Origin of the sequence: Kluyvera intermedia (genome assembly GCF_021440345.1) — a bacterium.
Classification (GTDB): Bacteria; Pseudomonadota; Gammaproteobacteria; order Enterobacterales; family Enterobacteriaceae; genus Kluyvera; species Kluyvera intermedia_A.
In genome coordinates this window covers 15842-39455 of record NZ_JAKCNS010000017.1, presented here as the reverse complement: position 1 = coordinate 39455, position 23614 = coordinate 15842, and the positions used below count along the sequence as shown (strand labels likewise).

Below are 23614 nucleotides of genomic sequence, written 5' to 3'. Positions count from 1 at the left end.
TCGTAAAAATCTTCACAGATTTAGCAGGATGTTTGTTTTTGCTCTTCCACTTTGCGCCAGGATAAGTCAAAATTCGACGCTTATTTATGAGCGTACCGGCCATTGACCCCCTCCTGTCGTCCTGTATCGTTTCCCGGCGAATCACAATCACTAAGATTGTGCCAGGGTGTGTGAAGGCAAACGTTTTCCTTTCGATTTTATCAGGGGCAGGCCAGGGTCTGGAGTGAGATGGAATGGCAACAATTAAAGATGTAGCGAAACGCGCAAACGTTTCCACTACAACCGTATCACATGTAATTAACAAAACGCGTTTTGTCGCTGAAGATACGCGCGAAGCCGTGTGGGCGGCTATCAAAGAGCTGCATTACTCACCGAGCGCCGTTGCCCGTAGCTTGAAGGTCAATCACACCAAATCGATTGGTTTGCTGGCCACCAGCAGCGAGGCCGCCTACTTTGCCGAAATTATTGAAGCCGTTGAGAAAAACTGCTTTGAGAAAGGCTATACCCTGATTCTCGGCAACGCGTGGAACAATCTGGAAAAGCAGCGCGCTTATCTGTCGATGATGGCGCAAAAACGCGTTGATGGCCTGCTGGTCATGTGCTCTGAGTATCCGGAATCCCTGCTGACCATGCTCGAAGAGTATCGTCACATTCCTATGGTGGTGATGGACTGGGGTGAAGCTAAAGCTGATTTTACCGATTCGGTTATCGATAACGCCTTTGAAGGCGGCTATATGGCCGGTCGTTACCTCATCGAGCGCGGCCATCGTGATATTGGCGTGATCCCTGGCCCACTGGAGCGTAACACCGGCGCAGGTCGGCTGGCGGGCTTCATGAAGGCGATGGAAGAAGCGCTGATCAACGTACCGGCTAGCTGGATTGTTCAGGGCGACTTTGAGCCGGAGTCTGGCTATCGCGCGATGCAGCAGATCCTGTCCCAGCACCCGCGTCCTACCGCCATCTTCTGCGGCGGTGATGTGATGGCGATGGGCGCACTCTGCGCCGCCGATGAGATGGGGCTGCGCGTGCCGCAGGATATTTCACTCATCGGTTACGATAACGTGCGCAACTCCCGCTTCTTTACGCCGGCGCTGACCACCATTCACCAGCCAAAAGATTCGCTCGGTGAAACGGCCTTCAATATGCTGATGGACCGTATCGTCAGCAAGCGCGAAGAGTCGCAGTCGATTGAGGTGCATCCACGCCTTATCGAGCGTCGCTCCGTGGCCGACGGCCCGTACCGCGACTACCGCCGTTAATTTTCCAACGGACGCCTTACACAGGCGTCCGAAACCACTCCTCGTTTAACGTCTCACTGTCCCCCAGATACTCCAGCAGCCAATTTAATGCCGGGGAAGCTTCACTTTGCTGCCAGGTCACACAGCAAGCCGCATCCGGGAAGGGATTTTCCAGCGTCAACGCCACCCACTCCCCGCTATCCAGCCACGGCTGCGCCCGATGTCCGGGTACCATTGCGGCACACAGCCCCGCTGAAATGCAAGTTTCCGAGGATTCCCAGTCCGGTACCACCACCCTCTTTTGGTTATCCAGCAGCCATGTCGTACGTTTGGGTAATGAACGCGAGGTATCTTCGCGCACCAGAGATGGCCAGTTGCGCAACACTTCATCGCTAAGAGGGCCTTCCATCTTCGCCAGAGGATGGGAACTCGCCACCACGCAGTGCCAGTTCAGCATTCCCATATCGCGAAAGGCAAAGCGCCCACCGACCGGGATGGCCTGGGTGGCGCCAATCGCTAATTCCACGCGCCCATCAGCCAGGGCGTCCCACACGCCGTTGAACACTTCCTGAAAAACAATCAGTTCAACATCGTTAAAATGACGGTAGAAATCGACAATCAGCTGGCGGGTACGTTCCGGTTTAACGATATTATCGACGGCAATGGCTAACTGCCCGCGCCAGCCGTTAGCAATCTGCTGGCATTGTTGGCGCGTGATCTGCATTTTTTTGATGACAGAGCGCCCTTCTTTCAAAAACCAGGCCCCGGCTGGTGTTAATTCGACATCCCGATGGCGTCGCTCAAACAGCGGGACCGCCAGCCACTCTTCCAGCTGGCGTACCGTATAGCTAACCGCTGAAGGCACCCGGTGCAGCTCCTGCGCTGCCGCGCTAAAACTGCCATTACGAGCTACCGCATCAACCACTTCCAGAGAATATTCAGACCACATTTTTTGCCTGCAAAAAATTTGAACCCATGACTCAAATATTAGCGTTTCACAACCGCTATTGCACTCTCTACACTCTGCCGGACTATTTACTAACGATAAAAAGGGCGATTTATGCAACCTGGGAAAGGATTTTTAGTCTGGCTCGCGGGACTCAGCATGCTGGGCTTTTTGGCGACCGATATGTACCTGCCAGCCTTCGCGGCCATTCAGGAAGACCTGCAAACGCCGGCATCCGCTGTGAGCGCCAGCCTGAGTCTGTTCCTCGCGGGTTTCGCGATAGCTCAGCTGCTGTGGGGACCGCTGTCTGACCGCTATGGCCGTAAACCTATTCTGTTGGCGGGTTTAACCATTTTCGCCATTGGTTGTCTGGGGATGCTGTGGGTACGCGATGGCACCACACTGCTGGTGCTGCGCTTTGTGCAAGCGGTTGGCGTCTGTGCCGCAGCTGTCACCTGGCAGGCGATGGTCACTGACTACTATCCAGCGCATCGTACCAATCGAATTTTTGCCACCATCATGCCGCTGGTTGGGCTTTCCCCTGCGTTAGCCCCGCTGCTTGGCAGCTGGCTACTGGCGCACTTTGACTGGCAGGCTATCTTCGCCACTCTGTTCATCATCACTCTGGTGCTGATGCTGCCAGCGCTGCGCCTGAAACCTGCGCACAAAAAAAATACCACTGGCGAAGAGAAATTAACCTTTATGCGCCTGCTGCGCAGCAAAGACTATCGCGGCAACGTACTGATTTATGCGGCCTGTTCCGCCAGCTTCTTTGCGTGGCTCACCGGCTCACCATTTATCCTGCATGAAATGGGCTATAGCCCAACCGTGATTGGCCTGAGCTACGTACCGCAGACCATCGCCTTCCTGGTGGGCGGCTACGGCTGTCGCGCAGCGCTGCAAAAATGGCAGGGTTCACAGCTTTTGCCATGGTTGCTGGTACTTTTCGGTGTTAGCGTGATAGCGACCTGGGCTGCTGGTCTGGTAGAAAACGTCTCTCTGACCGCATTGCTTATTCCATTCTGCGTAATGGCTATCGCCAACGGCGCTATCTATCCGATCGTTGTTGCTCAGGCACTGAAGCCTTTCCCACAGGCAACCGGACGTGCCGCGGCGTTACAAAATACGCTGCAGCTTGGCCTGTGTTTCCTGGCCAGTCTCGCGGTATCAACGCTGATTGCTACCCCGCTGCTGACCACCACCTGCGTAATGCTGGCCACCGTGCTACTCGCAGGTATGGGTTACGTTATGCAACGCGCAGCTCGTCGTGAAGAATGCTCGACTAAACACTCCACTTCCCACGCGTAATCATCACGCATATCAATGCCATGCCAAACCGTTAGGACGCTAAGTTTTTTATTGAATCAACCAACTTAGCGTCCTATACTGGATCGGCATCACATAATTAATATACATTGGACTTACTGAGCGGCGGCAGGATGCCACCCGTTAAACCATGGACAGGCTTTCGGCAAGGGGGTCTTCCCTTTCCTTATGCTACGTCGGATAGCAGGCTCACGAATTTTTCGTGACATTTCTCACAACCAGAAAAAAGCGTCTACGCTGTTTTAAGGTTCTGATCATCAGGTCGGGATGGAGAAGCTATGAGCTCATCGTGTATAGAAGAAGTAAACGTACCGGATGATGACTGGTATCGTATCGTTAGCGAGCTGCTTAGCCGAGCTGACATTGAAATCAACGGCAATGCACCCTGCGATATACAGGTCAAAAATCCACAGTTTTTTAAACGAGTACTGCAAGAAGGTTCGCTCGGCCTTGGCGAAAGTTATATGGATGGTTGGTGGGAATGCGACCGTCTGGATCTCTTTTTCGACCAGGTGCTGCGTGCAGGATTAGAAAACCAACTCCCTCATCACTTTAAAGATACGCTCCGCATTGCGGGAGCACGCTTATTCAATTTGCAAAGCCGAAAACGCGCCTGGCAGGTCGGGAAAGAACACTACGATCTCGGCAACGATCTGTTCACCCGTATGCTTGACCCTTATATGCAATACTCCTGCGGTTACTGGAAAGATGCGCAAACGCTGGAAGAAGCGCAACAGGCTAAGCTGGAATTGATTTGCCAGAAACTGCAGCTGCAACCCGGTATGCAGGTGCTGGATATTGGCTGCGGCTGGGGTGGACTGGCGGCATATATGGCAAAGAACTATCACGTCAGCGTGACCGGCGTTACTATTTCCGCCGAGCAGCAGAAACTTGCGCAAGCGCGCTGTGAAAAGCTGGATGTGGAGATTCTGCTACAGGATTACCGCGACCTTGACGCACAGTTTGACCGCATTGTCTCTGTCGGGATGTTTGAGCACGTGGGACCGAAAAACTATGACACTTATTTTTCCGTCGTCGACCGTAATTTAAAACCCGACGGACTGTTTTTACTACACACCATTGGTTCGAAAAAAACCGACAACAACGTCGACCCCTGGATTAACAAATACATCTTCCCGAATGGTTGTTTACCCTCAGTACGCCAGATTGCGCACGCCAGCGAGCCCCACTTTGTGATGGAAGACTGGCACAACTTTGGCGCTGACTACGATACGACGCTGATGGCCTGGTATGAACGTTTTGTTGCCAGCTGGCCTGAGATCGCGGACAACTATTCCGAACGATTCAAACGTATGTTCAGCTATTATCTCAACGCCTGCGCCGGTGCGTTTCGCGCTCGCGATATCCAGCTGTGGCAGGTGATGTTCTCTCGTGGAGTTGAGCAAGGTCTGCGGGTCGCCCGCTAGGGGTTCTCGCCTGCACCGTTCTGGCGCAGGCGTTTTCTTATTACTTCTCTTCCGACGCAGCCTGCAGCGCCGCTTCTTTTGCCGCCATTACACGTTCAACGGTATCAACAACCGCCTGCGTTTGCGGGTCAATTTCAATGTTGACGCGATCGCCCAGACGTTTTTTGCCCAGCGTCGTACGCTCCAGCGTTTCCGGAATCAGATGAACACAGAAACGGGTTGCCGTGACTTCGCCGACCGTCAGGCTGATGCCATCAATGCCAATGAAGCCCTTATACAGGACATACTTCATCAGCGCCGGGTCCTGAATTTTAAACCAAATCTGCTTATTGTTTTCAGAGGTAAGAATCTTCGCAACTTCTGCGGTGGTCATAATATGGCCAGACATTAAGTGTCCGCCGATTTCATCGCTGAATTTCGCCGCGCGCTCAACGTTGACTAAATCCCCTTCTTTCACGTCACCCAAATTGGTGATGCGCAACGTCTCTTTCATCAGGTCAAAGCTAATCTGGTCACCGTTAATTTCCGTCACCGTTAAGCAGCAGCCGTTATGGGCGACCGAAGCGCCGGTTTCCAGCCCTGCCAGCATGTGCTCAGGCAGCGCGACCACGTGGGTGCGGAAGTTCGGTTTTTCATCAATGGACACGATTTTTGCCGTGCCCTGCACAATACCAGTGAACATGCAGTTAACTCCTGTTAATCATCATTTCGGTACGTCTACCGATTCATCTGCTACGCACAATAGCAGTTGATAAAACAGGTTGCTACCTTCCACGACCTGGCTCTCATTTTTTGACTAGATTAATAGCAAATCCTCGCTACAATGTTGGAGCAATTCCTCTATTTATTCTTCTTGCTGCCGGTTAAGGCGGCTTTTCTGTCTCCCGTACCCGCTGTACGGCGAGAATAAATAACAACAATACAGGTGTTAACGTGCAGAAGTACTTTGTCGAAGCGCGTCAGTTATTATCTCTGGCTATCCCGGTAATCCTTGCGCAGGTTGCCCAAACGGCAATGGGATTCGTCGATACCGTTATGGCAGGTGGCTACAGTGCTACCGACATGGCTGCGGTAGCGATCGGTACCTCTATCTGGCTGCCGGCCATCCTCTTTGGTCACGGTTTACTGCTGGCCATGACGCCAGTTATCGCTCAGCTTAACGGCTCGGGTCGTCGCGATCGTATCGCACAACAGGTGCGTCAAGGTTTCTGGCTGGCGGGATTTGTCTCAGTGCTGATAATGGTAGTGCTGTGGAATGCGGGCTACATTATTCGCTCAATGCATAACATTGACCCAGCGCTGGCGGACAAAGCCGTAGGCTACCTGCGTGCGCTGCTGTGGGGTGCACCAGGCTATCTCTGTTTCCAGGTGGCGCGTAACCAGTGCGAAGGGTTGGCAAAAACTAAGCCTGGCATGGTGATGGGCTTTATTGGCCTGCTGGTCAATATCCCAGTGAACTACATCTTTATTTACGGCCATTTTGGCATGCCGGAACTCGGCGGCGTGGGCTGTGGCGTGGCCACGGCCTCGGTATACTGGGTGATGTTCTTCAGCATGTTTTATTACGTTCGTCACGCGGGTTCGATGCGTGACATCCGTAATAAAGAACGTTTTGCCCGCCCGGATCCAGTCATTCTCAAGCGTCTGACCACCCTGGGTCTGCCGATCGCGCTGGCGCTGTTCTTCGAAGTCACGCTGTTCGCCGTGGTCGCCCTGCTGGTATCGCCACTGGGGATCGTCGACGTCGCGGGCCACCAGATTGCGCTGAACTTCAGCTCGCTGATGTTCGTTCTGCCAATGTCGCTTGCCGCCGCCGTCACCATCCGTGTCGGCTACCGGCTTGGGCAAGGCTCCACGCCTGATGCACAGGTTTCCGCGCGGACCGGTCTGGGCGTGGGGATTTGTATGGCAATGTGCACCGCCATTTTCACCACCGTGATGCGGACACATATTGCCCTGCTGTATAACGATAATCCTGAGGTTGTGACGCTGGCCGCTCAACTGATGTTGCTGGCGGCGCTGTATCAGATTTCCGACTCAGTGCAGGTTATCGGCAGCGGCATTCTGCGCGGTTATAAAGATACACGCTCGATCTTCTTTATTACCTTTATCGCTTACTGGGTACTGGGCCTACCGTGCGGCTATGTGCTGGCGCTGACCGATCTGGTCGTCGAAAGAATGGGCCCGGCTGGCTTCTGGTGGGGCTTTATTATTGGTCTGACGTCGGCGGCAGTGTTAATGATGTGGCGTATGCGTTTCCTGCAACGTCAGCCTGCGACGGTCATCCTCCAGCGCGCGGCGCGCTAAAACGACCTTAAGCCCGGTGAGACATCACCACACCGGGCTTACGCAACAACACCTTAGTGATGCAGCATCTCATCAACGACCTGCTGCCTGGTCAACTGGTACGGGTAATACGTCGGCCAGTTGTCCATCTCCGCCAGCAACGCTTCCTGCGACTGATTACCCATAAAAATGTGGAAATGTGCGGATTTGCGTGGCGCAATGATATGGTCGCTAAACTGCACGTATTTCGGGGCCCCGGTATTGGCCTGCTGACACTCAAACAGGTAGCGAACACCCTGCTTTCCGGATGCGTAGGTCAATACTTTATGCCCGGCATAACGATACTGGCAGCTGTTCACCTTATCGCCGACGTGAAACTCCATCACACCATTTTCGATGCCGATCATGTTGACGTCGGTTGCATACCCCTTGCGGTAGTACTCTTTAATTTCCGCGAAAGTTTTACCCTGCTGTTTTTCAGCCTTTTGGCGGAAAACCGGGTCTAAGTCCCCGGATAACAAATAGCCATTCACCGATTCCCATATCCCTTCCCAGTCGGTAAGCGGACGGTCTTTCACATCATTGAGATTAAAAATGCCCTCTGCCGCCTTTTGTTCCACTGCCGTTAACGGCTTGCCGTGGTCGTGATGTCCATGCGCCAGTGCCTGGCCGCCAATCAATAGCGCCGTAACCGCCAGCGCAAATTTACCTGAATGTTTCACCCGCGTTTTATCCTTATCCGATGCATTAAGTGTAAAATGTTATAACATAACATTTCGTACTGCAACAATAGACATCGAAATGTATTTCGCACCGATTGCTGAGCGTAACCGTGAAAAATAACGTGGCTAAAATCGAGAGAGATCAACGGAATCGCTGACATTGCGGGAAAATACGCCAGAGATGGGCAAAAGTTCTCCAGTCGTGTGAAATCAAACATTTTCCGCTTGCCACAACCGGTGACTGCCGCTAATATTCGTCCCCGTTGCCGCAAGCAACATTGCGTTCGTAGCTCAGTTGGTTAGAGCACCACCTTGACATGGTGGGGGTCGTTGGTTCGAGTCCAATCGAACGCACCATTATGCGTTTATAGCTCAGTTGGTTAGAGCACCACCTTGACATGGTGGGGGTCGTTGGTTCGAGTCCAATTAAACGCACCATTATGCGTCCGTAGCTCAGTTGGTTAGAGCACCACCTTGACATGGTGGGGGTCGGTGGTTCGAGTCCACTCGGACGCACCATATCTTCTCTGATATGGTGCAAAATCTTCCAGTTCTGTTTAAATCCCCTACTTTCTATAGCTCGGTCAAGCGTTGAACGCTGATACTTTCCAGTTTTCCATCCAGCGTTTCCAGAAAATCATCGTGATATGACATCGCGACGTGCTTCACCAAATCTTGCTCCGATTTCCAGCGCTCAATAAACACAAATGACACCGCGCCCTCATTTGCCAGTTCGCGAACATCGGGAATTGCCCGGCTCTCATGCAAACAGTATTGCAGGCACCCGGCTTCCTGATGCGTTAACGGCACCATGGCTTGCGCCGCTTTGCGGATAATGTCGATGTGTTCAGGAAAAGGCGTCAGCGTGGCAACAATCTTAACTTCACTCATTGGAAATCCTTGCTGTATCGAGGATGCCCTGAGACAAAACCCCAGAGCCTGAATAATTCAGGCTAGCAGCGAGCAGACCTTTACGCCAACCGCTACCACTCCTTTGCGGAGCGCCGGGATTCTGTTGTAAGTGAATTGACTGATTACGCACGGCGAAGGTTTATTTTACTAACGTTGTTTTCTTCTCAACGTCCTTCAGTCCACCTTCGTTTACCGCATTTTTGTAGCCCATCTTCTGCAACAGCGTTTCGGCCTTGCCTGACTGATTTCCGGTATTGCAGTACAGATACAGCGTATCATTTTTATCCTGGGTCACTTCGCCAATACGCTGCTCAAGTTGCTTGAGTGGGATGTTCACCGCGCCCTGCACGTGCGTTTGCTGGTACTGATCCGGGGTACGAACATCAATCCAGTGTTCCGCAGCCCACACGGCCGTGGATGCCATCAGCATGGCGCTAGCAAGCATAGCGTTTTTCAGTAATCGAACCTGTACGCGCATCATTTTCCTCTCCATTGGTTGTAGAACCTGCATTATAACCATGGTTTTATTGAGGTTTTGGCGATATGTAACACAAAAGCACAATGTCAAAGGCGGAGAATACTATTGGCATAGTACCTGCAGGCCTTCTGTTTTGACGCCGTTAGGGTAACAGGTTGTACTCTTCGTCACTGACGGCTTCAAGCCACTCGTTTGACGCCCCTGGCGCCGGAACTTCTACCGCAATATGCGCGAACCAGCTATCGTGTGCCGCGCCGTGCCAATGTTTGGTTCCCGCAGGGATATTCACGACATCGCCGGTTTTCAGCTCACGCGCCAATTCGCCCCATGCCTGATACCAGCCACGGCCACCGGTTACCAGCAGAATCTGCCCGCCTTCATGATGAATATGCCAGAAGTTGCGACAACCCGGCTCAAACGCCACGTTGCCAATGGTCACGCCTTCACGCGATAGCATGGTCAGGTAGCTCGTGCCGGTGAAGTATTTGGCATACGCTTCATTTTTCTCTCCGCGAGGGAAAACGCTGTTACCGTCAAATATCTTGTTCATTACTGCTCCGTGGTCTCTGATTATAGGGAAATTTCACTGAGGAATTGCGCCAGCACCGTGCTGGCATTTGCGGCCATTTCAGCGGAGCATTTCACCGCCAGTACCGCGACAAGGGCCTGAAACTGTTCCGGGGTGATGCCGTTATTCAGACTAATTGCAAAATGGCTTTTGAGCTGATTTTCCGCACCGGGCACTGCCGCCAACGCCGATAGGGTTGCGAGCTCACGCGCCTTCCAATCCAACACGTCGCGTTGGAAAATATCGCCAAACAGATGTGCTTTCAGATAAACATCAATCGCTGGTGCAAATTCAAATAGCGGGCCACTGACGGGTTTCCCGACTAACTGCGTTTGCGTTAGCGTACCGGCTGCCAGGCTATCCCAGCCGGCAGGAGGCGGTGTCGCGACAGCCCCCTCTTCGTCCTTCATTCCTGCGGCTTTACGCGCGTTAACCACCGTCATAAAACATCCCAACCCATTCAGGCTGCGTGGAAAACCGCAGTAGGCGTAAAGCTGGATAAGCACTTCTTTGATTTCATTAACGCACAGACCGACATCGAGCCCGTCGTTAAGCGCTACGGTCAATTTTTCCATTTCACCGCACGCGGTTAGCGCCGCGATAGGGATCATGGCCTGCTGACGTACAGTGAGTGCACTTTGCATGATGTTGTCTCCAGGAGTGTGGCGTGCAATACGCTAAGCCGGGTGAATGAGGGGAATTATAGGGGGCAGAAGAATGATTGATTAGACGGGGAAATAAGAACTGACCTATGAGTAAATTTCATTAATCGCGAGACGTGTTACGACATGAAAAGTGGCTCCGCAGAAATGAAAACGGGCACCTGATTGTGCCCGCGAATAACGAAAACGGGCCACTCGGCCCGCTAATCACTAACATACTTCTAGCGTTTGCTCTTTCGCCCTTACAGCCTGCGTTCGGTAATGTTCATAGCGCTCGCGGAACCATGCACCCTGTTGTTCGCTCATATTACCCGTGACTGCACGGATATCGACAGGTCGACCCAACGACTGCATACGCGCAAAGCTGCGAGCCAGAAAATCAAAATTGGCTAATTCCTGTGGAGTCTGTTTCTGCATTGCATATCCCTCCGAACTGGTTTTGTTTTCAAGGTTATATGCTTTCCTGTTTCCAGTATTCGCTTGTTATCGACTGTTTTTTGTACTCAATGTGCGCTTTTTCGCCGCGCCACATCACACATTTGGAACTCCACTCACTATCGACGCGCGCTTTGTGCTGCAATCGCGTCTGATGTCATTCGTGGCTACATCAATCAACATTTTTGCAATATACTGTGACGAGTGTAGAACAATCTGAATACAGGTGACGAATGGAAATAGATCTCAATAATCTGGTCTTTGATGGGCTGGAAGAGGCGCAAGAGCGCAATGCAGAACGTCTGGACGATGCAGACAAGAAAGCACAGGCGATTGTTGCTGACGATGACTGCGGCGACGCCTGCAAAATTTAATAAAAAAACCGGCATCTGATGCCGGTTTTTTTATACGTGAGATGCATTTCCATTTTCATCAAAATCACTGCTCTGCTCTAACCCGCCTCATTGCACAATGATATGCGCCATTGCGCACCGAGCGCCGTATTACCGCTGCTATCGCATGTACCCCACCGCGCACCATCTTTTGTTCTAACGGACTCAGTCGCAAATCCAGCATATCCTGCGCCCATCCGGGCAACAGATCGATACCGGCTTTCAGCAGAATTGTCCCCGCTGTCTGTGCCACCCGCCCCGGCAGCCGCGTAGTCATCAGCACCTGCGCAACTTCCCGCGTGCGATCATCACAGCGTAGCTGCGGACGCATTTGTTCGAGATAATCCTGCACCGCCTGCGGCGTTTTCGGCACATTCCGGGCGCCAAGCCGTTCAGCAATGCTTGCCGACTCAATGAAATACTGGGCTTGACGTGACGGTGTCACTACCGTCCGACGATAGCGAAGATGAGATGCCATAAACGAGCTGCACTCCGCAATATGCACCCACGTCAGCAGATCGGGATCACTTGCCGCATAAGGCGTGCCATCAGTATCGGTGCCGTTGATTCGCAGATGGATCGCTTTCACTTTATCGATAAGCCGCTCGGCATCCGGTACGGTGGCAAAGGTCGTGGCGGAGATAAACTGGCTGGTACGCCGGAGGCGGCCGAAAATATCGTCCCGGAAAGAGGAATGATCCCAGACGCCCGCCAGCGCCAGCGGATGCAGCATCTGCAGCAATAACGCACTGATCCCGCCGCACAGCATCGAGGTAAAGTCGCCGTGTACCGGCCAGATTGCCGACTGCGGGCCAAACAGCCCCGGCTCGCCGGGAGGACGCTCAAAATCAATCTCGTTAAGCGCCATCCCCGTCAGGCCAAGCACCTGCTGTTCAATACGCTGGCGTAGCCATTCCATTACCGCCCCCTGATTTTTACGCCTGCCCCGCGTTATCAAGCCAGGCGTAAACTGCCGCCAGATCCTGCTCGGCTAGCCCATTTTCAGCGGCCTGCGCCCACAGGTGCGTGATGCTGTCCATGACCGGCATAGTGCCTTCAGGAGCATTAGCCAGCGCCAGACGCGCATCTTTTAACGCGTGCTGTAACTGCATCTGCGGAGTGTAATCATCCCGACGAATCATCTCCAGTTTACCCTTCACATACGGTGCCGCCAGCGGCCCGCCTTCAAGAGTTTCCCACAGTTGATTGGGCGTAAAGCCAAACTGTTTGGCCAGTTGCATGCTTTCGGCGACGCCCTGCATCATGGCGATAAGCCAGGCATTAATCACCAGCTTCATCTTCTGGCTGCTCCCTGCCTCACCGTACCACTGCGTGCCGCGAGAGATAGCGTCAAATACCTGCTGCGCCGCATGCGAACGTTCGCGACAACCGCTGGCCATTACCAGAATCTGTGCATTCTCCGCTGGTGCTTTGGTCCCGGAAACCGGCGCATCGAGGTACAGCATATCCGGGCGCAGGGTTTCCAGCAGAGAGATAGCGTCTGCAGTTTCTTGAATGCCGATAGTACCCATCTGGCAGAAAGTCGCCCCTTGCGGGCAAGATGGTGCGATAGTGCGGATAACCGCCTGGGTAGCTTCACCGTCAGTCAGCATCGCGATAACCACCTGCGCATCCGCCACCGCCAGTCCGGCGTCGTTGCACAGCTGTAAACCCTGGCTCTGGAGATCTTCGCCGCGCCCCGGCGTGCGGTTCCAGCCGTACACCGTAAAGCCCTTTTTAAGCAGATTGGCGGCAAATGCGTGCCCCATTGCGCCTAATCCCAGTACCGCTACCGCTGGCAATGCCTTCATTTTACTTTCCTCATAGACTCGGTCGTTTTCGCTAGCCTGATGATTATCCGAACAAAATGCAAACGGATAATCGAGTCAGCTACTATAGATTCAAAATATGAGTACTCGCGACGTTAGCCTTTACGCCCGCCCGACTTACCAATTGCCTTGTGCAGGTCATTAATCCGCTTCATCGAGCGAATCGTCCGCTGCGAAGCCGTCGACGCCACCGACAGCACCAGCATCTCCAGACAGACCATCACCGTTCCGTGCAGCGGCACGCGGCCATTTTCGCCGCGCGGGACGTGGATAACCACCTGGGACATTTCGCTGAACCGCGAGTCGGTCGCCTGGGTGAGTAAAATTGTCGGGATCCCCAGACGCGCGGCTTCGCGCAGTGTGGTCAGCCCTTCCCGATGCGGGGATTTCTGCGCCATCATAATCAGCACATCGCCGCGCTGCAAAGAGGCAATCTGCTCCGCCAGGCTAAAGCCGGTACGGTTTAAAACGTACGACGGCAGGCCAATACGGCTAAACAGTCGGGCGGTGTATTCGGTTAAAATTCCCGATGCCCCAATGCCAAAAAGCGCCACCTGCCGGGCATCGCCGAGCAAGGCCACGGCCTGCGCGATCGCCGAGCGGTTCTCTATATTAGCGAGCATCTCACAGGCGCGAAGATGGCCTTCGAGGACAAAATCGATGCTCGAATTCACATCGCTGGTCAATGCCCCGACCGTGGACGCCATCTTTTCTGACGAGGTAATCGTCGGGCCAAACCAATGCTGGAGCGTTTGCTTAAGATCGCGCAGCCCAGCAAACCCCAGCGCCTGGATGGCGCGAACCACCGTGGCGTCCGAAGTTTGCGTCGCGGAAGCAATCTCCATCGCCGTGTGGTCGAGTACCGCTTCACGGTTGTCATCAATCCAGTTCACCACCGCCAGCAGGCGCGGTGAGAGCTGCGCCGTTCGGCTGCGCAATCGCTCACCGAACAGATCAACCCGGCGCTTTTCTTTGCGTGCTACCGTCGGATTCATTTGCTCTCCTGAGGGACAGGACGCCCGGCAATCTGTGACTGAACCTGCGCCACCAGCAGGCTGAGCGCCGCGTAGGAGTTGGAAATCACCTCTTCACGCGGCAGCAGAATGTAATGCCCGGTGCGGCAGGCCTGCATAAAATCACACCAGCCCGGCATCACTTTTTCCATATCATTAAGCTCATCCTGCGGCTTGCCACCGGTATCAGAACGCCAGGTAGCAAACAGGAAATCGGCGTCGAGGTCGGGTAACTGTTCGGCGCTGACATCAATACGTTCACCATCAGGAATACGTTCGATAAGCGGCGGGAAACGGAAACCGGCATCGCGCAGCACGCGGCCAAGTGAGTGGTATGAATGGTGAACGGTCACTTTGCCATTGTTAGCCTGGATCACCGACACGCTGATTTTATCGGTGTTAATGGTCTGTTTGAGCTGCTGAATTTGCGCCTGGTAGCGGCGGTCAAGTACGGCCAGCCGCGCTTGGGTTCCGGTTAACTGCGCCAGTTTGGCGTAAATACGCGGCGCGCTGCCGAGCAGATGGTCAATACTTACCGTTGGGGCGATTTTCGCCAGTTGTTCAATGGGTACATTGCGATTGGGCTCGGTAATGATGAGATCCGGTTTCGCTGCCGCCACCGCTTCGAGATCGATATCCGCAGTACCAATAAACTTGATATCGCTGTTATCAAAATCAATACCGGTCAGCTGCGCGCTGGAACGCAGATAGTGGCTACCGTTGGGGCGCGTGCGCCCATGGCTGGCGACAGGCGGCACGCCCAGCTCAATCAGCGGAATGGTAATATCGAGATCGTGCATCGAAACAATGCGCTGCGGATGCAGCGGCACCTGCACCACCCGGCCGAGATCGTCGGTGAACGCTTGAGTTTGCGCCAACGCCGTCGCGCTAAACAACCACAAAACAGACAACAGGCCACGCATGGTCATCCCTACTCCTCACAAAGCGTCGCGACGACGCCACAACAATAAAATAAAGAACGGGCAGCCAATCAGCGAAATGATGATCCCTGCCGGAATTTGTAGCGGTGCAAAGGCTAACCGCCCGATGGTATCGGTGAGTAGTACCAACAGTGCACCAATGAGCGCGCTGCCGCTAAGCAATGCCACCTGGCCGCCGCGCAGTAGGAATCGCGCCATATGCGGGGCCATGAGCCCAACAAAACCAAGGCTTCCCACGCAGGAGACGCTCGCCGCCGTTAACAGAACTGGCGCCAGGAAACGCAGCAGCGTCAGACGCGACAATCGCACGCCTAACCCGCTGGCGACCTGATTACCCATCAACGCAACGTCCGCCGCGCGCGCGGTCAGATACAGCACCAGCACCGCCGGGAGTGCCCACGCTACGGCCACGGCCAGCAGCGGCCAGGTTGCCGCATGCAGGCTGCCGGCAAGCCAGGTCATTGCCGTTTGAACATCGCGAATATCGGCCGTGGTGACAAATAGCCCCATCGCCGCCGACAGCGCCCATGAAACGCCGATGCCAATCAAAATAAAACGAGGGCGGGAAAGATCCCGCGCCAGCAAGATAACCAGCAGGGCCACCAGCACGCCGCCGCACATACCGGCTAACGGGCGCCAGGCCAGACTCAGCGAAGGAAAAGCGAGGATCAGCGTCAGCACGACAACGCTGGTGCCCTCTTTCACACCTATCAGCCCGGGGTCGGCAAGGCCGTTACGGGTGATCGACTGCATCGCTGCCCCGGCAAGTCCCAGCATTCCACCGCAGAAAATAGCCATTAGCAGCCGAGGTAAACGGATATCGCGAACGATATAAACCTGCTGCGCACTTAACGCTTCCGGGTAAAACAGCGCCCGCCCGATTGCACCGGTGGGAATAGGCAGGGTACCGCGCGTTATTCCGAACACGAGCAACAGCATAATCAATGCGGCCATTATCCCGGCGATTTTCAACAACCGCGGGCGCAGCAGCACGCGTAGCGGCCCAAGTGCGAGCGGAATAAATCCGGCTTTAATCACGGCGCGCGTCATTTAAAGTACCTCACGGCAATGGCGATAAAGACCGGCGCGCCAACCAGCGCGGTCATCACGCCGGTCGCCAGCTCCTGCGGTGCCAGCAGCCAACGGGCGAGAATATCAGCCAGTAATAGCAGCAGCGCGCCGGTAGGGAGTGCCAGCAGCAAACCCACGCGGATATCCTGCCCCGCCCAACGGCGGATCGCATGCGGCACCACCAGACCAATAAACCCAACCGGCCCGGCAACCGACACCGCCGCACCGCACAGCAGAGCAATCGCAATAACGCCGAGTAGGCGCGTTCTCGTAACCGCCACGCCCAGCCCGCTGGCTACGCGGTCTCCGAGGGCAAGAATATTCAGTCGCGGCGAGATAAACGCCGCCAGCAGCAAGCCGAACAGCGCCGGAATACTGGCAATCTGCAGCGTGGTCAGTGAAATACCGGCTAAATCCCCCGCCAGCCAGGTGCGCATAGCTTGCAGGGTTTGTTCATCAAGAATGAGAATCGAGGCGGTCACTGCCGAAGCAAACGCCGAAAGCGCCACGCCACATAGCGTAATTTTCATCGCCGTGGCACCGGCGCGCCCGGCGCTCGCCAGCAGCATGACCAGACCGAACAGCAGCCCAGCACCACAGGCCGCCGTTAGCGGGCGGTTGATTCCCCATTCGCCAAATGAGATACCCGCTGCAGAACAGGCAACGACCGCCAGCGTCGCCCCGGCATTAAGCCCCAGAATATGCGGTTCGCCTAACGGATTGCGGACAACGGTTTGCAGCAGTAACCCGGCGGCACCCAGCGCCGCGCCGGTCAACAAAGCGGCCAACAGGCGAGTGAGACGTAGACTGACGATAATGCGGTGTTCAAAATTGCGCGGATCGTAATGTACTAAGGCCTCGACCACGACCCGTGGCGCAATGACCCGCGCGCCGAGGCCAAGATGGATAACTGCGCCAGCGCACAATAAAGCGCTCACCGCCAGCAGCGCCCAAAGTGGACGCGACGAGCGCTGTCGCAAATGCGAAATCTGAGTTGCCATCAGCAAAGTTCCCGGCGGGCGCAAAATGGCATAAACAAGGGTTTCCCGGTTTGCGGGTTTTGCAGCATCTGCACATCAACATCAAAAACGTGTTTGATTATCTCCGGCGTACACGGCTGCCCTTCACCAACAATGCTCGCAATGCGCCCTTGTTTCATAAAGACCAGCGTATCAGCGTAGTTAACCGCAAAGTTAAGATCGTGCAGGACGGTAATCACGGTGCGCCCGTGTTCGCGCGTCAGTTGCTGTAACAATTCGAGGATTTCCACCTGGTAGCGGAGGTCGAGCCAGGTCGTGGGTTCATCCAGCAGAATGGTGGCCGTTTGCTGGGCCAGCGCCATGGCTATCCAACAGCGTTGCCGTTGACCGCCGGAGAGACTATCCACCGGCAGATGCGCATATTCCAGCGTGCCGGTCAGACGCAGCGCCTCTTCTACCGCCAGTTCATCTTCCGCGGACCACTGGCGAATAAGCCCCTGCCACGGATAGCGCCCACGCGATACCAGTTCGAAGACGGTTAGTCCTTCCGGTGTTAGCGGCGATTGCGGCAGCAGTCCCAGCTGACGAGCCACCTGTTTGGTTGGCTGCTGATGAATATCGCGCCCATCCAGGCGAACACTGCCGCCCAGCGGCTTGAGCATCCGCGCGATGGTATTGAGTAAGGTTGATTTACCTGAACCGTTGGCCCCCGCCAGCACCGTCATTTTTCCTACGGGTAAGGTCAGGTTGATGTTATCAACGATGCGCTGGTTGCCATATCCTGCGCTCAGGGATTCCAGCACAATCCCGTGTTCTGACGGGGTATCTTGCCGCTGTGGCATGTTTCTCTCTCTCCGGCCGCAACGACGTGGTATCGTTCTGCACTTTAAATAAATCTCATTCTCTTTTGATCATGCAGCGTCGGCATGTAGTAGTCAAGCGCACTACATTACCGTTTCACTTCATAGGGTTTTTGTATTTATTCTCGTAAATTCGCACTGACGTTAAAAATTTAAATGATTAAAAATCAAATAATAATAAAGACTCCCTGTCATCCACTCCGTTCCCCATCCGCGCAATTTTGCCGAGGGATAAATTTATTGCCCGCTGCATTTACTACTACATTTCCACGTGTTTGAATGATTCTCAATTACACATCCTGAACGTCAGTTGGTGACGTGAACGGAGTTGTTTTGCGATTCAGGGCAATGATTTTTATCACTTTTGGCTGCTGAGATTAGGCAGTTTTTTCATGGGAAACAGACAGATGACACAGCTCTACCCGACGTTCACGGGAAAAACCGGGCGCGCACTTTTTTCACTGCTTTTTGTCGGAGCGGTCAGCTCCCCTTCGCTGATGGCGGCGGAAACGAAAGCCAGCGGTGATGAAACTAAAAAAGAAGACACGATGACGGTTGTCGGTACCTCTCAGGCCGACCAGACCGTGACCGATGGCTATCAGCCACTCAGCAGTTCGACGGCAACACTGACCAATATGCCGCTGTTAGATATTCCGCAGGTAGTGAATACGGTCAGCGATAAGGTGCTGGAAGATCAGCACGCCACTTCGCTGGATGAAGCGCTGTACAACGTGGCCAACGTGGTGCAAACCAACACATTGGGTGGTACGCAGGATGCCTTTACCCGCCGTGGTTTTGGTGCCAACCGTGATGGTTCCATCATGACCAATGGTCTGCGTACCGTTCTGCCGCGCAGTTTTAACGCCGCGACATCCCGCGTTGAAGTGCTGAAAGGGCCGGCCTCGACGCTGTACGGCATTCTCGACCCAGGTGGGCTGATTAACGTCGTCACCAAGCGCCCGGAACGCACGTTCTCCGGCGATATTTCGGCGACGTCCAGCAGCTTTGGCGGCGGCACCGGCCAGGTAGACGTCACCGGCCCGATTGAAGGCACTCAGTTGGCCTACCGTCTGGTCGGCGAATACCAGAATGAAGATTACTGGCGAAACTTTGGCAAAGAACGGAGCACCTTTATTGCACCGTCACTGACCTGGTTTGGCGATGACGCCACGGTCAACCTCTCCTGGTCCCACCGGAGCTACCACACCCCGTTCGACCGCGGCACCATTTTTGATTTAAATACCGGACGGGCGGTCGATGTCCCGCGCGATGAACGTTTTGACGAGCCGTTTAACATCACCAACGGTGATTCTGATCTGGCGCAGGTGAACGCCGAATACCGCCTGAACAGCCAATGGACCGCTCGTTTTGATTACGGTTTCAGTCAGGATAAATACAGCGATAATCAGGCGCGTGTGATGGCCTACGACGCCAAAACCGGGAATCTGACGCGGCGGGTCGATGCCACTCAAGGCTCAACCCAGCGGATGCACTCTACCCGAGCGGACTTGCAGGGCAATGTGGTGATTGGCGGTTTCTACAACGAAATTCTTGGCGGTATTGCCTACGAGAATTACGATCTGCTGCGCACCGATATGATCCGCTGTAAGAACGTGAAAGGTTTCAATATTTACAACCCGGTATACGGTACGCTGGATAAATGCACCAACGTTTCCGCCGCCGACAGCGACCAGCGTATTCAGCAAGAAACCTATGCCACCTATTTACAGGATGCGCTCTACCTGACCGACAAATGGATTGCCGTTGCCGGGGTTCGCTACCAGTACTACACGCAGTATGCGGGCAAAGGTCGTCCGTTTAACGCCAATACCGACAGCCAGGATGAGAAGCTGACGCCGAAATTCGGCATGGTCTATAAACTGACCCCAAGCGTCTCACTGTTTGGCAACGTCGCACAGTCATTTATGCCGCAGTCGTCTATTGCCAGCTACATCGGCAATCTGCCGCCAGAAGAGTCTACGGCATACGAAGTGGGCGCGAAGTTCGACCTGTTTGACGGCGTAACGTCGAACATTACCTTCTTCGACATTCATAAGCGCAATGTGCTGTATACCGAAACCATCGGCGATGAAACCTATGCCAAAACGGCGGGGAAAGTACGCTCACAAGGGATTGAAGTGGATGTTGCCGGTTCGCTGACCGATAACCTGAACGTGATTGCCAGCTACGGCTATACCAACGCCAAGGTGACTGACGATCCGGACTATGCGGGTAAACCGTTGCCTAACGTCCCGCGTCATACCGGCTCGCTGTTCCTGACCTATGACTTTAATAACGTCTACGACAGCAACACCCTGACAATCGGCGGTGGTGGTCATGCCCTGAGCCGTCGCTCCGGCACCAATGGCGCAGACTACTACCTGCCAGGCTATGCCGTTGCCGACGTCTTTGCCGCATATAAGATGAAGCTACAGTACCCGGTAACGCTACAGGTTAACGTTAAGAACCTGTTCGATAAGACCTACTACACCTCGTCCATCGCCAGCAACAACCTGGGCAACCAGATCGGCGATCCGCGCGAAGTGCAGTTCACGGTGAAAATGGCCTTCTGATTGGCCAGCGGCCCCACTTCGGGGCCGCCTTTACATACTCTTTCAATCCCTCTTCACTTCCCTACAGTTCCCTTCCGCATAATAGTCGCTTTAACTTTTAAGCAACATTTTTCGACCTTGAGGGATACGAGTGAAACGACAGACTGTGCACTTTTCTCGCTGGCTGATGGGGTTTATCCTCGTCGCTAGCATCGCGCTGCCCGCCAGCGCCAACACCTGGCCGTTACCGCCACCGGGTAGTCGTCTGGTCGGTGAAAACCGTTTCCATGTGGTGGAGAACAACGGTGGGTCGCTGGAAGCAATCGCTAAGAAATATAATGTCGGTTTCCTGGCTTTACTGCAGGCTAACCCCGGCGTTGATCCTTACGTTCCGCGCCCGGGTAGCGTACTGACCATCCCGCTGCAAACCCTGCTGCCGGACGTTCCACGTGAAGGTATTGTTCTGAATCTGGCGGAGCTTCGTCTTTACTATTACCCGCCGGGTACCAATACCGTCACCGTCTATCCGATTGGCATTGGCCAGCTTGGCGGCACAACCGTCACACCGACCATGGTCACTACGGTCTCCGATAAGCGTGCGAACCCGACCTGGACGCCAACGGCGAATATCCGCGCCCGTTATAAAGCGCAGGGGATCGATCTCCCTGCGGTGATGCCGGCCGGTCCGGATAATCCAATGGGCCACCACGCTATCCGTCTGGCGGCACACGGCGGCGTCTATTTACTGCACGGTACCAACGCTGATTTTGGTATCGGTATGCGCGTCAGCTCGGGCTGTATCCGCCTGCGCGACGGCGACATTAAGGCGCTGTTTGATAAGGTCACGCCGGGGACGAAGGTCAATATCATTAATACCCCGATTAAAGCCTCGGTTGAGCCTAATGGCGTGCATTTGGTTGAGGTACACCAGCCGTTGTCAGAGCATATTGATGACGATCCGCAGACGCTGCCTATCGTGCTTAATGCGGGTATGCAGGCGTTTAGCCAGAAAGCCAATACCGACTCTGAAGTGATGAATAAAGTGTTGGATATCCGCTCCGGGATGCCAGTGGATGTGACCCGCCACCACGACGTCGCTCAGCAGAATATGTAGCAGAAACACAAAAGAAAAGGCCCTGAGCAGGTTTCGCTCAGGGCCTTTTTTATAGCAGTGGCATAAGCATTATGAGGGTTTTAATGCTTATTTATAGATAACAGCGGTACCGTGGAGGGAGTTTGGACCGCTTACAGAAGTGATGCGGTACGATTTTGCACCCATTTCATCAGCCTTCTGTGACAACTGTTGTTCTAAAGATTCAAGGTTTGGGCCTGCAGAAGCGGCGATGTTGCCAACTTTATGCTGGTCAGCCGGGGTAGCTTGCACCTGTACAGCAGCGAAGCTGGCAAATGACAGAGAGCTCAGTACGGCTGCGATGGCCAGAGTTTTTACGTTTTTCATGATTGTTACCTTTGCAGATGAATTTTGTAGGTCAGACGTTATTAACTTAACGATCGATAAGATAATCATAATGAGATCTGCGTCACACGTCAACGCTATTTTTATAACGACCGTTTAATTAATTAGAATTCATATATTTTTCATATGAATATGCATAATTTATTTTTATCGCAGAAGCGCTAGCCCCTGCCGACGATTATTTTTATAATGAATGTTCACTAAAACCGACTAAGGTAGGCGGCACGATGACAACTGACACGCAAAGTTGCGCGAAAAAAGGCCGTGGTCGACCTAAAGTATTCGACCGGGAAGCGGCGCTTGATAAAGCGATGACGCTCTTCTGGCAATATGGCTATGAAGCAACATCACTCTCTGACCTCGTTGAAGCCACGGGGGCAAAAGCGCCGACGCTGTACGCAGAGTTTGCCAATAAAGAGGGGTTATTCCGCGCCGTTCTCGATCACTACATCACCCACTTTGCTTCCAAAAATGAGGCATGCCTGTTTTGTGAAGAGCAGACGTTGGTCGAGGCGTTAAGAAACTACTTCACCGCCGTCGCCACCTGTTTCACCAGCAAAGATACGCCAGCGGGTTGTTTTATGATTAACACCTCCGCGGCGCTGGCGGCTTCATCAAAAGAGATAGCGAAAACCATCAAGTCGCGCCACGCGATACAGGAACAGACGCTGAGCCAGTTCCTGCAACTACGCCAGACGCGCGGTGAAATTCCCGCAGAGAAAAACGTCAAAGAATTGTCGCTGTTTTTGGGCTGTATTTTGCAGGGAATGTCGATTAGCGCCCGTGAAGGGGCCAGCTTTGAAACGCTGATGCAGATTACCGAAACCACTCTGCGCCTGTGGCCGCATATGATTGCAGTAGAATAAAAAAACGCCCCGTTATCTGAGTGATGACGGGGCGAATAACATCTTCATGCTTTTTTAGGCTTTATTCAGTACAAGCTGGCCATTGTTATCCAACGGGATCTGGTTCCCCGGGTTTTTATCCATGCGGATTTTCCCCTGCTGGTCGCCGATTTTATAGGTAACATCGTAGCCGAGCGTTTTCTCAGATTTGTCATACACCGTTTTACAACGCTGTTCGGTGGTGGTGTAAGTGTCGTTGTTTTGCAACGCGCCTTGCGCCTGGTTGCCGGCATAGCCGCCACCTAAAGCACCCACCACGGTCGCGACATCTTTACCTCGCCCACCGCCAAACTGGTGTCCAATCACCCCACCCGCAACGGCCCCTAACACGGAACCTGCAATACGGTTTTCATCCTGCACCGGGCGGCGGTGCGTCACCGTCACGTTCCGGCATTCCTGACGTGGATTTTTCACGGTTTCCTTGATTGGTGTCGCGGAGACAACCTGCGCGTACTGCGGGCCACGTTCGAAGACGTTCATGCTCGCCACGGCGGCAACCCCTAATGCGGCTGCAACGCCAATACCAATACCCGCCAACATCGATTTATTCACGGGACTTCCTCCATTGTTGCTATTGCTAACAATTGTGCAACC

Annotated in this window: 25 protein-coding genes and 3 tRNA genes; 11 read left to right on the top strand and 17 right to left on the bottom strand. The window is 54.0% G+C overall.

Translation table 11 applies throughout. The features are described from left to right. The first annotated feature begins 233 nt into the window (after window positions 1-233). Window positions 234-1259, top strand: coding sequence for an HTH-type transcriptional repressor PurR (gene purR, locus LZ634_RS05550; protein ID WP_234502876.1), 1026 nt, complete (start codon window positions 234-236; stop codon window positions 1257-1259). Between the two features lie 16 nt (window positions 1260-1275). Here purR and punR read toward each other — a convergent pair whose 3' ends face one another. Then, window positions 1276-2187 (bottom strand): DNA-binding transcriptional activator PunR, encoded by a 912-nt coding sequence (gene punR, locus LZ634_RS05545; protein WP_234502875.1) that lies wholly within the window; start codon window positions 2185-2187, stop codon window positions 1276-1278. 111 nt (window positions 2188-2298) lie between these two features. Between punR and punC the strand changes: the two genes are divergently transcribed. Continuing rightward, window positions 2299-3492 (top strand): purine nucleoside transporter PunC, encoded by a 1194-nt coding sequence (punC, locus tag LZ634_RS05540; protein WP_234502874.1) that lies wholly within the window; start codon window positions 2299-2301, stop codon window positions 3490-3492. 296 nt (window positions 3493-3788) lie between these two features. After that, on the top strand, window positions 3789-4937 hold the full coding sequence (gene cfa, locus LZ634_RS05535; protein WP_234502873.1) for a cyclopropane fatty acyl phospholipid synthase: 1149 nt from the start codon (window positions 3789-3791) through the stop codon (window positions 4935-4937). A 40-nt stretch (window positions 4938-4977) separates the two neighbouring features. Here the strand turns inward: cfa and LZ634_RS05530 are convergent, their stop codons facing one another. Further along, window positions 4978-5619 carry a riboflavin synthase subunit alpha gene (locus LZ634_RS05530; protein ID WP_234502872.1) on the bottom strand — a complete coding sequence of 214 codons (642 nt, stop codon included), beginning with the start codon at window positions 5617-5619 and terminating at the stop codon, window positions 4978-4980. A 251-nt stretch (window positions 5620-5870) separates the two neighbouring features. Between LZ634_RS05530 and mdtK the strand changes: the two genes are divergently transcribed. Then, window positions 5871-7244 (top strand): MdtK family multidrug efflux MATE transporter, encoded by a 1374-nt coding sequence (gene mdtK, locus LZ634_RS05525; protein WP_234502871.1) that lies wholly within the window; start codon window positions 5871-5873, stop codon window positions 7242-7244. 53 nt (window positions 7245-7297) lie between these two features. On the opposite strand, the gene zinT is transcribed toward mdtK, so the two are convergent. After that, the gene (gene zinT, locus LZ634_RS05520; protein WP_234502869.1) at window positions 7298-7945 is read right to left on the bottom strand and encodes a metal-binding protein ZinT; all 648 of its coding nucleotides are present in this window, start codon (window positions 7943-7945) and stop codon (window positions 7298-7300) included. A gap of 280 nt (window positions 7946-8225) precedes the next feature. On the opposite strand from zinT, the gene LZ634_RS05515 reads away from it, so the two are divergent. The 3 genes from LZ634_RS05515 (at window position 8226) to LZ634_RS05505 (ending at window position 8464) form a co-directional block, all read left to right on the top strand. Further along, window positions 8226-8302, top strand: a tRNA-Val gene (locus LZ634_RS05515). 4 nt (window positions 8303-8306) lie between these two features. Beyond that, window positions 8307-8383 (top strand) — tRNA-Val (locus tag LZ634_RS05510). A gap of 4 nt (window positions 8384-8387) precedes the next feature. After that, window positions 8388-8464, top strand: a tRNA-Val gene (locus LZ634_RS05505). Window positions 8465-8518: 54 nt separating this feature from the next. Here the strand turns inward: LZ634_RS05505 and LZ634_RS05500 are convergent. The 5 genes from LZ634_RS05500 to LZ634_RS05480 all read right to left on the bottom strand — a co-directional run bounded on the left by LZ634_RS05500 (window position 8519) and on the right by LZ634_RS05480 (window position 10982). Further along, a complete protein-coding gene (locus tag LZ634_RS05500; RefSeq protein WP_234502868.1) occupies window positions 8519-8836 on the bottom strand; it encodes a putative quinol monooxygenase in 318 nt (105 codons plus the stop codon). Between the two features lie 160 nt (window positions 8837-8996). After that, window positions 8997-9335: a thiosulfate sulfurtransferase PspE gene (pspE, locus tag LZ634_RS05495; RefSeq protein WP_234502986.1), complete on the bottom strand. Its 339-nt coding sequence runs from the start codon at window positions 9333-9335 to the stop codon at window positions 8997-8999. Window positions 9336-9477: 142 nt separating this feature from the next. Further along, window positions 9478-9885 carry a cupin domain-containing protein gene (locus tag LZ634_RS05490; RefSeq protein ID WP_234502866.1) on the bottom strand — a complete coding sequence of 136 codons (408 nt, stop codon included), beginning with the start codon at window positions 9883-9885 and terminating at the stop codon, window positions 9478-9480. Window positions 9886-9905: 20 nt separating this feature from the next. Further along, on the bottom strand, window positions 9906-10547 hold the full coding sequence (locus LZ634_RS05485) for a carboxymuconolactone decarboxylase family protein (RefSeq protein ID WP_234502863.1): 642 nt from the start codon (window positions 10545-10547) through the stop codon (window positions 9906-9908). Between the two features lie 228 nt (window positions 10548-10775). Beyond that, window positions 10776-10982, bottom strand: coding sequence for a glycogen synthesis protein GlgS (locus tag LZ634_RS05480; protein WP_234502862.1), 207 nt, complete (start codon window positions 10980-10982; stop codon window positions 10776-10778). 251 nt (window positions 10983-11233) lie between these two features. Between LZ634_RS05480 and LZ634_RS05475 the strand changes: the two genes are divergently transcribed. Further along, entirely contained in the window at window positions 11234-11374 is a 141-nt protein-coding gene (locus tag LZ634_RS05475; protein ID WP_234502860.1) for a hypothetical protein, read from the top strand. Window positions 11375-11438: 64 nt separating this feature from the next. Here LZ634_RS05475 and LZ634_RS05470 read toward each other — a convergent pair whose 3' ends face one another. The 7 genes from LZ634_RS05470 to LZ634_RS05440 form a co-directional block, all read right to left on the bottom strand. Further along, complete coding sequence (locus LZ634_RS05470; RefSeq protein WP_234502859.1) at window positions 11439-12311, bottom strand: oxygenase MpaB family protein; 873 nt, start codon at window positions 12309-12311, stop codon at window positions 11439-11441. Window positions 12312-12327: 16 nt separating this feature from the next. Continuing rightward, window positions 12328-13203, bottom strand: a complete 876-nt coding sequence (locus LZ634_RS05465) for an NAD(P)-dependent oxidoreductase (protein WP_234502857.1) — start codon at window positions 13201-13203, stop codon at window positions 12328-12330. A 113-nt stretch (window positions 13204-13316) separates the two neighbouring features. Beyond that, complete coding sequence (locus tag LZ634_RS05460) at window positions 13317-14216, bottom strand: MurR/RpiR family transcriptional regulator (RefSeq protein WP_234502856.1); 900 nt, start codon at window positions 14214-14216, stop codon at window positions 13317-13319. Next, on the bottom strand, window positions 14213-15157 hold the full coding sequence (locus LZ634_RS05455) for an ABC transporter substrate-binding protein (protein WP_234502984.1): 945 nt from the start codon (window positions 15155-15157) through the stop codon (window positions 14213-14215). The genes LZ634_RS05460 and LZ634_RS05455 overlap by 4 nt, the downstream gene beginning before the upstream one ends. A 15-nt stretch (window positions 15158-15172) precedes the next feature. Beyond that, window positions 15173-16225 carry a FecCD family ABC transporter permease gene (locus LZ634_RS05450; protein WP_234502854.1) on the bottom strand — a complete coding sequence of 351 codons (1053 nt, stop codon included), beginning with the start codon at window positions 16223-16225 and terminating at the stop codon, window positions 15173-15175. Then, window positions 16222-17247 carry a FecCD family ABC transporter permease gene (locus LZ634_RS05445; protein WP_234502851.1) on the bottom strand — a complete coding sequence of 342 codons (1026 nt, stop codon included), beginning with the start codon at window positions 17245-17247 and terminating at the stop codon, window positions 16222-16224. The genes LZ634_RS05450 and LZ634_RS05445 overlap by 4 nt, the downstream gene beginning before the upstream one ends. After that, window positions 17247-18068 carry an ABC transporter ATP-binding protein gene (locus tag LZ634_RS05440; protein WP_234502848.1) on the bottom strand — a complete coding sequence of 274 codons (822 nt, stop codon included), beginning with the start codon at window positions 18066-18068 and terminating at the stop codon, window positions 17247-17249. Before LZ634_RS05440 ends, LZ634_RS05445 begins: the two co-directional genes overlap by 1 nt. A gap of 425 nt (window positions 18069-18493) precedes the next feature. On the opposite strand from LZ634_RS05440, the gene LZ634_RS05435 reads away from it, so the two are divergent. Further along, window positions 18494-20659 carry a TonB-dependent siderophore receptor gene (locus LZ634_RS05435; protein WP_234502847.1) on the top strand — a complete coding sequence of 722 codons (2166 nt, stop codon included), beginning with the start codon at window positions 18494-18496 and terminating at the stop codon, window positions 20657-20659. 166 nt (window positions 20660-20825) lie between these two features. Then, the gene (gene ldtC, locus LZ634_RS05430; protein ID WP_234502981.1) at window positions 20826-21752 is read left to right on the top strand and encodes a L,D-transpeptidase LdtC; all 927 of its coding nucleotides are present in this window, start codon (window positions 20826-20828) and stop codon (window positions 21750-21752) included. An 87-nt stretch (window positions 21753-21839) separates the two neighbouring features. Here the strand turns inward: ldtC and bhsA are convergent, their stop codons facing one another. Next, complete coding sequence (bhsA, locus tag LZ634_RS05425) at window positions 21840-22097, bottom strand: multiple stress resistance protein BhsA (protein WP_234502845.1); 258 nt, start codon at window positions 22095-22097, stop codon at window positions 21840-21842. A 245-nt stretch (window positions 22098-22342) separates the two neighbouring features. Here bhsA and LZ634_RS05420 point away from each other — a divergent pair, with 245 nt between their 5' ends. After that, on the top strand, window positions 22343-22981 hold the full coding sequence (locus LZ634_RS05420) for a TetR/AcrR family transcriptional regulator (RefSeq protein ID WP_234502843.1): 639 nt from the start codon (window positions 22343-22345) through the stop codon (window positions 22979-22981). 54 nt (window positions 22982-23035) lie between these two features. Here the strand turns inward: LZ634_RS05420 and LZ634_RS05415 are convergent, their stop codons facing one another. Then, window positions 23036-23572: a glycine zipper 2TM domain-containing protein gene (locus tag LZ634_RS05415; RefSeq protein ID WP_234502841.1), complete on the bottom strand. Its 537-nt coding sequence runs from the start codon at window positions 23570-23572 to the stop codon at window positions 23036-23038. Window positions 23573-23614 lie beyond the last annotated feature (42 nt).